Here is a 12,701-nt window from a genome sequence, read left to right as displayed (position 1 = left end):
GATAGATATGCTGGGAACGTTGTTTCTAGTTTTTTTGAAAATGGGATGTATTTCGTTCGGTGGAGGATATACGGTTATTCCGATGATCGAGCGTGATGTGAGGTTTTACGGATGGATGACGGATCAAGAATTTCAGAGGGTTGTGTCCTTGGCAGGAATGGCGCCTGGACCCATTGCCACTAACAGCGCGACTTTGATTGGTTTCGATATTGCTGGTTTACCGGGTGCGATCACTGCGACCGCGGGTATGGTCTTACCTTCACTGGTTATCATTATTATTATTGTTGCATTTTTGATGCGTTTTCGAGATCATAGAGTGGTAAAAGCCTTTTTTTATGGACTAAGACCAGCTGTTACAGCGTTGATTATATATGCGGCTATACGCTTCGGCTTTATATCGCAATCTGGCCCTTATCTTACATGGTCAACACTAATGACGCTGCTAATAACCGCTGGCTGTCTTTACGGCGTTCTCAAATATAAGCTCCATCCCGTTGTTGTTATTATTGCTTCCGGATTCGCTGGCATTATCTTGTTCTGAGGTGAGGAGGTTGTTTCATGACTAAGCAAAGGGTAACATCGACAAGCACATCGACAAGCACATCGTCTAGTTCATCGTCTTGCTGCTCTGCAAATCGCGATGCCGTACAATCCGTACAATCAGGTAAATCTATCTATGAAAATCATGCTGCATCAGGTGACTCCCCGACTAGCATAGAAACGACAGCTTCGACCTGTATGGAGTTAACAGCGAACCCATATGAAGCTATGGTTTTCATTGCGGGAGGTACGTTCCTGATGGGGAGTAATGATCGGGAGGGATTTGCCGAGGACGGGGAGGGCCCTGTAAGGGAGGTTTCCGTCCGTTCCTTTTACATGGATGAAACCGCGGTTACGAATGAACAGTTCGGGCGGTTTATCGCAGCAACAGGTTATCGGACGGAGGCTGAGAAGTTCGGCTGGTCTTACGTTTTCCATCAGTTCGTGACTCCGCAGTCGAAAGAGAAGAATGCCTACCGCGCAGCTCCCCGCACACCTTGGTGGTGGGGTGTTGAAGGAGCCGATTGGTCTCATCCTGAAGGAATCGACTCGAATGTGGACGATCGCGGAGACCATCCCGTTGTGCATGTTACTTGGAATGACGCGGCTGCCTATTGCCGATGGGCGGGCAAACGCCTGCCCACGGAAGCAGAATGGGAATATGCCGCACGTGGAGGCCTGAATCAGAAAAGATATCCATGGGGCGATGAGCTTAAGCCGGGCGGCGAGCACCGATGCAACATATGGCAGGGTAAATTCCCGGACGTCAATCATGCCAGTGACGGTTATGCTGGCACGGCTCCAGGCCGATCATACTTGCCGAATGGATACGGCTTGTATAATATGGCGGGTAATGTGTGGGAATGGTGCGCAGATGTGTTCGATCCGTCCTATCATGTATCCGGTGAAACGGACAACCCAATTGGACGGGGAAAAGGGGATACAAGGTCGATGCGTGGCGGCTCCTACTTGTGTCACAAATCCTACTGCAACCGCTATCGGGTGGCAGCAAGAAGCAGGAATACGCCAGATAGTTCCTCGGGGAACACAGGATTCCGCTGTGTCCGAATAAACGAAATTACTTGAGTTTGGATAGTTTACTATCCTATTTCCTTATCTGCAAGAAAAAAGGAATCCATGCCTCTTTGGCTGGGTTTCTTTTTGTTAGTGCTCAGAAATGCCGGATAGCAAGGTAAATATTAAATTTGGATAGCTTTTCATTAAAAAAGATATCTGCAGGCGTTTAGTTTGCATATAAAATCTCTAAAATGTACTATATGCGCTTACAGCAATTCCTTGTATAGTTCAAGGTAGTTGCCAAAAATATTAAGGGAGGCAGCAAGCGAAAAGGGAGGAGGCTTGGAAAGCGATTTATCTGACGCTTTGAGAGAGGCTAAGTGGAAAGAGGGACTGGAATGAAGGGAAATCGGATTCAAGGCAGCGCGAATTCATGGGCGATTGTTCCGGAAGTGAACCCATCGATTGGTTTGATCACAGAGGCATCTACGCCGACGTGGAAGCAAGCAGCCGTACTGGATCAATTTAAGACCGCTTATTATAACGAGCCGGTTAAAGAGAGTCCGGTATATCAAATAGGTTATGATCCATATCGTTTGTACATTGTTGGAGCCATTTCACTAGTAGAAAAGGAAGCGCTTGCGAGCGTGGAAATCCTGATTAGTCCGCAGGCTTATGGTGAGGCTCATTTCGTGGTAACGCTTCCTGTCAGTGATACTGGAAGCCCTCCTCTGACGGATTGGAACTTAGGACCCAATTTTGCCAAGGAGCATTCGCACCGGACGCAAGTGATACATTTTACATATACGACTTTCCAGGAGAACGATTTGTTCTACTTAGAGGCAAGTATACCTCTATCCTCTCTTGGATCAAGTGGTATCGCTGCGGGAGACGAGTGGAGAATGAATATCATTCATATCCACCACATAAATACCTTGCCTTTGTGTTCCTGGTTTCCCATTCGTACATCCAGTTACTTGGATACCGGTAATGGTTTGGTCAAGTATATCGGCAATGTAGTGGATCAAGGCAGACTGGGCAGTCTTGTCTTTCATCCATGGATGGAAGAAAGTCAACCCCGAGCATGGATGCCTCCTGAATGGGTGATGAGTTACACAAGCTTTACAAAAAAAGAACTGTCCTTTATTGGAAGCGGTCTAGATCCGGCAACTGTGAAGCTGCAGTGGAAACAATTGTCATCTGGATGGAAGAAAATAGAAAAATATGAGGTTTTGGAGAAAGAGGGTCGTTTGCTGATATCCTTTGAGCATCCCGAGCCGCTCCACAACGGGGTGTATCAGCTGCGGCTCCAAGTGGACCGGGGTGATGGAACTGCCAGCTTGTGCTCAATTCTTGTTTTCGACAGGGAAAGTATGATTCGTGCCGGTGATACGGCAAGAAATTCTAATCCGGCAGCGGCTTCCTCGTCCTCGTCCTTGCCAGCGTCCAAAGATAGTAGGATCCGTCTTGCTTCTGCCCCAGCTTCACATGAAGTTCAGCGGGTGCTGCAGATGATACCGGATAAGACGGGCTTCCTGTTTGTAGGATTGCCGGAAATGCCGGAGTTGAATACGGAGAATTTGTATACGTTATCGGCGGATGGTCAGTATATGACGGCGAACTGGACGGGGACGATATATCCGAATCCCCTATACCGTGAAAATAAAACACTTACCGCAACAAACCGTAAAGGGGAAATCATTGAATACCCGTACTATGAGGATGCAGCGGGCAAAAAGTATTTTATCACAGCCCATCTATGGCATCTGCAAAAGGAGCGTGCCCTTGCTGATACCTTAGCAGTCTCCTATATAGATCCTCTTGGAGCGGCAAGGCTGCTGCACCGTTTCATTGAGGCATATGAAGGCTATGTACCAACCTCCGATTATTACTGGAACAACTATCCGTTAAGTATTGCTTCGGGTCCTCCGTATAACTACTGGGGCGGAATGTGGGGATTCTGGTCGATCACGGATCTGACCTTCCTGCTTCCATTGCTGCAGACGTATGCCGAGGTGAAGAAGACAAATGCACTCGAGTTGCTAAGCAGGGAGCTTGGCGAAGATGTGGAGCAAAAGCTGGCTGAAAGATTGCTCGTTCCTTCCATAGATTATATCAGGAGCTTACCGCCTTTTCTCGGAAATATGGTCGAAGGCAACTGGCATGGACTCATACACATCAGCAAGCTGCTCGGGCAGCCTGATTACATGCATGATGTCGTAGAATCCATAAAGGCGTTTATTGAAAAGAGATTTTATGCCGATGGCTTTTGGAATGAGATAACCCCTTCCTATCATGACCAGTCCAGCCTTGCATTGAATAGGAGTGTGGAGCGGGTTAAGGGCTGGAGTGATCCGCCAGGATATGTCTCTTCCCGTTCGGGGCAGCATTTTGACAATCTGGATTTGTCGAGTGACCCGATTATCGGCAGAGCAGCTGAAATATCCAAACGTATGGTTTATCCGAACGGGAAATATGTTCCGATTCAGGATACATGGGCCGCCGAAGGTCCGGCAGAATCTCATATCGATAATGGCCCTACGCTTTGGCCGTCAGCCGGAATCGGTATGCTCTCTATAGGCAGAGGATTGGAGCAGACACAGCTATACCTCAGCTTTGTACCAAAGTATGGTTTCCACTATCATTCCGATCCGCTCAGCTTGAATCTTTTTGCGAAGGGGCAGGAGCTGCTTCCTGACCTTGGGTACACCTATACTAAGTCTAATTATTTTACGGTTTCAGCAATAGGCCATAATACGGTTGTCGTAGATAGCCGTGATATGGATCTGGAGACGGATCAGCAAGCCAGAGACGGGGGACGAATCGAAGCGTTCATAACTGCTGACGCTACGTTTCAAATGATGCGCGCCAGTTACAATCATGCATTTCCAGAGATGAATACGTACAGCAGGGAGCCATGGCTTGTTTCTTTTCCGGATGGTGATGGACATGAGGGATACGTGGTTGATTTGTTCCGTGTTTCTGGAGGCAGCCGGCATGAGTATACACTTCAAGGAGAGGCCAACCTCGATGCTTCTTTTCAAACTGAAATGCCATTAACCCCTTACGGCCAATATTTGCTTCCGCAAGGGGTCAAGGTAGAGAAAGCGGCAACCTTTAGTGAGATAGGCAGCGCGGATGGACATTATCCGGGTTACATCTACATTCATGATGTCCAACTGGCTCAAACAACAGGACAACAATATGCGCTTACTCTGGAGACAACTGGGGACGAAGAAGACCATGCGAGGTTGAGAATAACAGGTTTGTTAGAAGAAGGCGAGAATGAGCTTTTTCTTGCCCGTGCTCCATCCATTCGCGCTACTCGTGTTCAAGGCAGAGAGAAGGATAACAATGACGAAGCCAATCAATATACGATGCCGAAGCTTGTGCTGCGAAGGGAAGGTAACGATCTGAAAAGCACGTTTGTTACGCTGCTGGAGCCTTATGGGCATGCAGAGCAGCCGAGAATTGATACCATTGAACAGTTGCAGCCGGATGTATGCCGTGATGGGGATGTAGCGGTCAAGGTTAGTTATGGCCGTACAACAGATATCATTCTTAGTTCTGTGCATCACACGGAACAGCCTTTGATTATAGGCGACATGTCATTGCATGGAGAAATGGGATTCATTCGTCTGGTGGATGGGATTGTCAAGCATATGTGTTTGATTGGCGGAACGCTGCTGCAGCTAGGCAGCCGGTCGATTACCGGCCAAGGCGCTGTGAGCGGAGTCGTTACGGGAATCTTGCGCAAAGCAAAAGGTGACCTTTACGACTGTATTGTTACAGATGTTCCGGTGTCGAAGGCACTTAAGCAGTGTTATGTTATGATAACTCACCCGGATCAGAGCACGAAAGGATATAAAATTGCGGATATTCTGCAGGAAGCGGGGAAGACGCTCATTGTGCTTGCAGAGCAGGATCCGGGATTCGAGCTCCATCAGGATGGCACCTCTGAAAGGGTCTGCTTTCCTCAGAAGCAGTGGACAGGGACTCATACGTTTCGGATAGCAAATGTAGAATGGGCTTAAGAGGGCATGAAAGGGATTAAGATTGTGGAAAAACAGTAATAAGAAGGAGCAGATGAAATGAGAACAATCGCGTTGCATGGCGGAACTCCGATAAGAAGTGAGAAGTTTCCGCCTTATTATCCGGGAGCAAACCTTATGGGGAAAGAAGAGGCGGAGGCATCCGCAGGGATCGCTTTATCACAGTCTCCCTTCCGTTACTATGGAGTGGATATGAAGTACAAGGTGCGTCAGTTTGAAGACATGTTTACAGAAGTGTCCGCGGCCCGTTTCTCCCTTGCTGTTACTTCAGGTACAGCAGCGCTGATGGTATCGCTCAAAGCGCTGCGGATTGGATATGGAGACAAAGTCGCTGTTCCTGCCTGCACATTTATCGCTACTGCAGCTGTGGTTATTGCCGCTGGAGCAGTTCCGGTATTTGTAGATGTGGATGAGAGCTTGAATATGGATCCTCTGGATTTGCACACTAAGCTTAGTGAGGACGATGAGATCCGGGCAGTCATTGCCGTTCATATTCTTGGCTATCCATGTGATATGGACGGCATCATGAAGGTTGCGTGTCACTATCAAGTGCCTGTGATCGAAGATGTGGCGCAATCCTGCGGTACTACTTATAAAGGCAGGTTTTGCGGGACAATCGGGGATATCGGAGCATTCAGCTTTCAGATGAACAAGCTGATTACATGTGGGGAAGGCGGTGCAGTCGTGACGAACGATCCCGACATATTTGAGCGGGCTGTCCGTTATCACGATCACGGCGGTTTTCGCGACAAAGAGCGTTATGGAATTGATTCCGAATGTGTATTTGCTTTTGCCGGACAGAACTATCGGATGAGCGAATTTGCCGGGGCAGTGATGGTAGAGCAGTTGAAGAAGCTTGAAACGATTATAAGCCGTATGAGAGCCCATCATGACCGCATCGTGAACGGGCTTGCGCAAGCCCTCCCTGGTTTGACGCTGCGTAAGCTGTATGACCCGGCAGGTGCCGCAGGCTGTTCGGTTGCTGTAGTCCTTGATTCCGCAGCTTTGGCGTCAACCTTTATTAAAGCATTGAATGCAGAGAACATCAACGCGATGCCGCTCTATGACGCCCGGCCGCTGTACCATAACGAAATATTTCAGCAGCGCAAAAGTGTGGAGAAGAATGGCTTCCCATTTTGTTATCCATTTAAGCATCCGCTGGACTACTCGAACGTGTTATGCCCCCGTGCGGAGCATTTAGCTCCTCGGATGGTTTTCATTCCTATTACGTCGGTCATCCCTGACCATGAAATAGAACCGATCATCGAGGGCATTATTTCAGTGTACCATGCCATTCATACCGGAAAGTAAAGCATGAGCCGGTAAACTGTGCGAAATCTATGTATTCATATGAATAATAGGAGGTTATAAATTGGGTGCTAAAAAAAGCTGGTTTATCATTCTTCTCATCATGAGCCTGTTGCTAAGCGGGCTGCAAGGAGCTGCTTATGGGCAGCAAAACGTTGTGAACGGACAACAACTGCCGTCACCTGCTGATATTACCGCATATAGTGACCGCTGGTCCGTTGTGCCGAAGTTAACGCAGACGCCGGTTATCGACGGAGCATTGAGCGCTGGCGAGTGGGATGGCATACGGTCATTGGCTAATTTTGTGAATTTCTTTACGAACCTGGAAGCAGATCCGGCTACAGAAGTGAAGCTGGCCTACAGTGATACGCATGTATATTTCGCTGTTAGAGGGAAGAAAGCAGTTGCTAATGAAGCACCTGAGCTGGAAGGCTTCGAAATCGTGATCCGTCCCGATCCGGCTCAGGAGAGTTATTATCGTATTCCTGTCACGATTGCAAACACAAATGGAAAGAAGCTGGCTAGCGAGCTTGGCCCCACTCTTGGACTCGATGCACGTAAAGCAGAGAATGTGGTCGTACAAACTGTACAAGGTGCAAATGCCTGGACTGCAGAAATCGCCGTGCCGATTGGATCGCTTGGGATTCAACAGATGGCTTCAGGTAAAGAATGGGGCTTGAATATCATTCGATACAGACCCGATCTGAGTCCCGCGAGCTCCTGGGTTCCTATACGCAATGCTTCGTTTACGGACAAGGAGTATCCCAACACCTATATGACGTATGCGGCCGTTACGGAACAAGGCAGAATGGGGCGTCTGTTTTTTGATGAATTACCGAATCAGCTGGCGGGCACATGGCCCGGAACGGATGTGGTTTCATTAGAACCTGAGGATTTGAATTTGAAATATAATCATTTCAGTGAAAAAACGCTCTCGTTCACCAACACAGTCTATACCCCAAATACTCAAGTACAGCTTAACTGGAAAATGCCTTCCGGCAGAGTCGTCCCGATTGAACAAGCGGCATTATCGATACAGGGAGATCGCGTTGAGATCCGATTTACGCATCCGGGTATGGTCGAGACGGGACTCTATCAGCTTGAACTAATCCTGAAAGAAGAGATTGAGGACACAGCCTGGATGACCGTTGTTTCCATCGATAATGAACATGTGATTGCAGCTGGGGAGAAAGCCATGGGATGGGTGCCTGCTGCAGGCATTAAGACAGTAGTGGCGGAAGTTCCGGCTTCCGCAGAGGTGTCCTCCCTGCTTACTATGATTCCGGACAAAGTAGGTATTTTCTGGGCAGGCTTGCCGGAGCAGCCCCATCTGGAGCCGTGGAACCTGTTCAACTGGGACCCGGCCAGGCCGGATGAGCTGACGAGCGATCACAGTCCTGGCGTCACATATCCCAATGCGCAGTATCCGGAAAATAAAGTCATTCAAGTGCAGAACGGGAAAGGAGAGACGGTCGAGTATCCTTACTACGAGGACAGCAGCGGCAAGCGATACTTTTTTACAGCTCATACCTGGTATAAGAAACGGGAATATGTGACACAGCAGGTGAATCGAATTGCCGCCGCAGATCCGCTCGGAGCAGCCCGTCTGATCCACCGCTTCGCGGAAGTTTATCAAGGCTATGTGCCGGTATACGATACGGTATGGAACAACCGGCCGATTGATGCTCGCACGGGCCCGCCGCACCCATATTGGGGAGGTCTGTGGAACTGGTGGTATTGTATGGACTTCAATACGATTAACAGCCTGGCTGATGCGTATGCTTATGTGAAACAAACGAATGCCTTCGATATTCTTTCGGATGAGCTTGGTGTGGATGTGGAGCATGAAATCGTAGAGGAGCTGTTTAAGCCGTCCGTGGAATTTGTGAGATCTTACCGGGTTATGAACGGCAATATGGACTATCATATTTGGCGCGGACTCGTCAAAATCGGCAACGCCATTGATTATCCGGATTATGTACATGAAACGATCGAACTTATAGAGAATTATGTGGCCAATCATTTTTTATTCGACGGCTACTGGAAGGAGCTTTCTATTTCTTATCATGAACAGAGCCTAGGGGGCATCGGTATCCTCAGAGATATGTTGACGGGCTGGAGTGATCCTGCAGGCTACGTATCGCAACGAACCGGGGTTACTATTGATCAGTTAAGTCTGGACCCGATTCTGAAGAACTCACTGGAAATCGGCAATCTGCTCTCGTATCCGAATGGAAACTACCTGCCTATGGGTGATACATGGGCTGCCGATAAGACGCCTACCCCAAATACGGCTGCGGGTTCCTATTTGCTGCCGGCATCCGGAGTTGGACGTTTGGCGAAGGGGGATGGCACCCAACAATCCCAGCTTTATATGTCATTCGGGCCGAAGTATGGTCATCATCACTTTGATCCGCTTAACCTGATGTTGTATGCCAACGGACAGGAACTTCTCCCGGATATCGGGTATACAGTTACGAAACATCGGAACTGGTCGGTCTATACCTTATCGCATAATACCGTTGTGGTGGATGGCAAGGACGCAAACGTAACGGGAAGCAGTGCGCAAGGCGGAAATGTAGAAGTATTCGCACCTGGAGATGGAAAGGTGCAGGTTATGAAGTCTGAGCAGAAAAACGCCTATCCCGGAATAACCAGCGACTATATTCGCGAACCGTGGTATATTTCCTTCCCGGACTCGGATGAAGGCTATGTGCTTGACTTGTTCCGCATATCCGGGGGAAGCAGCCATGAGTATACGCTGCAGGGGGACGCGAATCGCGATGCGTCGTTCACGGCTTTAGGCGGCTTGGACCTTCAGCCGTCCGGATCGGAGCTTACTCCTCCAGGATTAAGCGGCGTCAACGAGCACGCCTATACGAACGTACGCAATGTAAGTCGTGCAGCGCTCAGCGATAACAAGTATGAATTGCTGCTGTCCACGTCCGACAACGGAACCAATCTGGCAGGCATGAAGCTGACCGGTCTGGTTGATCCAGGAAATAACGAGTTATTTATAGGGGAATCTCCATCGCTGCGCATGACAAGAACGAGCAACCTGGACAATAACAATGAAGCTGATTTGTATACCATGCCCAAAATGGTAGTCCGCCGTCAAGGCACCAATCTGAGCAGCACCTTCATTACGGCTATGGAGCCATTCGCGGCCGGTTCGTCCGCCCGCATCGGGAATGTGGAACGCTTAACCCCGGAGCAGGCAGGAGATGTCGCGGTTGCCATTACTTATGGTGATACGAAGGACATTATCCTCAGCACTCAGCGGACGGATTCTACACCTCTGGTCGTGGGCGATATCCGGCTTTACGGGAAAATGGGCTTCATTCGGATGGAAAATGATGTAGTAACCAACATGATGTTGATCGACGGTACTCGTCTTGAATACGGGAACGATCAAGTAGACGGTGACGGGGCTGTTACCGGAGTCATAGAAGAAGTGTACCGCAAAGCGAATATGCAATCGCACAATGCTTTTGTCACCTCGGCTTCTGTCCCGCTTGATGCCAAAGGCAGTTATATGATCGTAACGCACCCGGACGGACAATCCCATGGATATAAAATTGAAGATGTTGTCAATGAAAACGGCAAAACTATGATTCGGATCGATGGAGAACCGGGATTTGAAGTATATCCGGACGGAACGTCTAAGCTGAAGTTTTACCCCTCAACCAGTTGGACTGGAGCGCATACGTTCCGGATAGCGAATGTAACCATACAAGACGATCCCGCAGCTGCTGTGGAATCTGTAACATTAAGTGCGGAGCAGGCAGACCTGGATGATTTCCTGCTGGTGAAAGGTGAATCCGCACAGTTAACTGCAAACGCTGCATACAGCAACCTGACCGTCACTGATGTGACCTATGAGCCGGGAGTATGGCAAAGCAGCAACCCGCAAGCCGCTACCGTAGACAATGGCCTAGTGACGGCGACCGGCTCAGGTCAAACGGACATTACCGCCAGTTTCGGAGGCAAGACCGCTCAAGTTTCGCTGACCGTGCTGGAAGATGGCGAGCTGACAATGACAGGAATAAGCAGTACGATGGCCGTTGGTGAACAAGGTCAAATCAAGGTGTGGGCATCTAACGGACAAGAGCTTACCGAGGTGACGGCTTCGTCTGTTGTTGTAAGCAGCGCACCGGATGTGGCATCGGTGGATGCTGCAGGGCAAGTACATGCCTTGAAGGCAGGTACTACCGTCATTTCGGCAACTTATGGCTATTATGCTCCGGCTGCTTTCGAGGTTACGGTTCGCGAGCAGGCAAGCAATGCGCTGCTGCGCGATCTGAAAGTGAACGGAGCAACTGTAACGGGCTTCTCTTCATCAGTTGAAGCGTACACCCTACAGCTTGCTGCCGGAACACAAATTGTTCCAGCCGTTATCGCTGTTACTGACGACTCACGGGCCTCAGCTGTTGTGAATCCGGCAAGTTCGCTTCCGGGGACGACCACGATAACGGTAACAGCTGAAGACAATGTTACGCAAAAGACATACACACTTCACTTCACAGTCGCCAGTCCACCTGGAAATCAAGGCGGGAATGAGAATCCGCCAGAGAATTCTTCCAGAAATCCATCGGATCAGCTGAATGGAAACCCAAAAGATGGTGAGCAGCCAGATCCTTCACTTGCAAAACCATCAACGAAACCGTCCGGAAAGCGGCAAATCCTCCGCATAGAAGAAGGTCATGCAGAGGTAGCGATTTCCCGGGATACTTGGGCCGAATCCAATGAGCTGGATATCGTTCAAGGTGGCATTACGCTGCATCTTTCGAGCAAAGCGTTCGAGGCATTGCTGCAACGTTTAAATACGAATGCAAACAAGGATGACCTTACCGATTTGTTGATAAGCATATCTGCTGATCAGGGGGACAAAGCAAAGCAGGCTCTCGCGCAGGCGGGCCAGCAAGCAAAAGCCGAGTTGACGGAAGCCAGTCCGGTTTACCAATTCTTGCTGTCCGGTATGCAGAGAAATGAGACGTTTAACCCTCCGCTGCCGATAAGCATTGTGTTCGATCCGGAAGCAGACAAACAACTGCTTGGCGTATATCGGATTCAAGACAACGGAGAGCTTGAATATTTAGGCGGCAAAGTATCAGGTGATCGAATCGAAGCCCTGCTGACAGGACCCGGCGAAGTGGTTGTAGTCCAATTGGACAAACAATTTCATGATGTTCCAACGAATCATTGGGCGCATCGCATGCTGAAGGAAATGGCAGCACATCACCTGGTTGCCGGTGTGAGTGCAGAGCAATTCTTACCGTCACGCCTTATGACTCGTGCTGAATTTACAGCTCTGCTCGCCCGGGCCTTGGATTTGGAAGAAAAGCCTGGAAGCAGCTTTGAGGATGTGAAGGCTGCTGACTGGTATGCAGGCTATGTAACGGCAGCGGCAGAGGCGGGGCTTGTCCAAGGTTTGAACGGTGCCACCTTCGCACCCGACCGCATGATATCCCGTGAGGAAATGGCCGTCATGCTCGTTCGTGCTTATGAATGGAAGCAGGAAAAGGCTGCTGAAGCGGCATCAATAGCGGAATTCAGTGATCAGGATCAGGCAAGTGAATGGGCGCGTCAAGCGTTGGCATTCGCTCAAAAACTGGGCCTCGTGTCCGGAAGAGGAGACAACCGGTTTATTCCACAAGGGATGACGACCCGGGCCGAAGGCGCCCAGGCGGTCTATAATCTGCTGAACTTATATAAGATTGGGGTAAATTAGTTTGAGCATTTTGAGCATATTAGTATAGAAAGGAGAGGGAACCTTATTCATCG

The 12,701-nt window shown here is 49.3% G+C and carries 5 protein-coding genes; all 5 read left to right on the top strand.

The annotated features are described in order from the left end of the window. Positions 1 to 7 precede the first annotated feature (7 nt). The 5 genes from J2Z66_RS17275 (at position 8) to J2Z66_RS17255 (ending at position 12,648) form a co-directional block, all read left to right on the top strand. Positions 8 to 541 (top strand): chromate transporter, encoded by a 534-nt coding sequence (locus J2Z66_RS17275; RefSeq protein ID WP_209972696.1) that lies wholly within the window; start codon positions 8 to 10, stop codon positions 539 to 541. A 17-nt stretch (positions 542 to 558) separates the two neighbouring features. Continuing rightward, on the top strand, positions 559 to 1,626 hold the full coding sequence (locus tag J2Z66_RS17270) for a formylglycine-generating enzyme family protein (protein ID WP_209972695.1): 1,068 nt from the start codon (positions 559 to 561) through the stop codon (positions 1,624 to 1,626). Between the two features lie 329 nt (positions 1,627 to 1,955). Then, a complete protein-coding gene (locus tag J2Z66_RS17265; protein WP_209972694.1) occupies positions 1,956 to 5,591 on the top strand; it encodes a heparinase II/III domain-containing protein in 3,636 nt (1,211 codons plus the stop codon). A gap of 57 nt (positions 5,592 to 5,648) precedes the next feature. Continuing rightward, positions 5,649 to 6,920 carry a DegT/DnrJ/EryC1/StrS family aminotransferase gene (locus tag J2Z66_RS17260; protein WP_209972693.1) on the top strand — a complete coding sequence of 424 codons (1,272 nt, stop codon included), beginning with the start codon at positions 5,649 to 5,651 and terminating at the stop codon, positions 6,918 to 6,920. 61 nt (positions 6,921 to 6,981) lie between these two features. After that, a complete protein-coding gene (locus J2Z66_RS17255) occupies positions 6,982 to 12,648 on the top strand; it encodes an S-layer homology domain-containing protein (RefSeq protein ID WP_209972692.1) in 5,667 nt (1,888 codons plus the stop codon). Positions 12,649 to 12,701: the final 53 nt, after the last annotated feature.

Origin of the sequence: Paenibacillus eucommiae (genome assembly GCF_017874215.1) — a bacterium.
In the GTDB taxonomy this organism is placed as follows: Bacteria; Bacillota; Bacilli; order Paenibacillales; family NBRC-103111; genus Paenibacillus_AI; species Paenibacillus_AI eucommiae.
The sequence above is the reverse complement of the archived record's forward strand: the minus strand, read 5'-3'. Positions and strand labels throughout refer to the sequence as shown.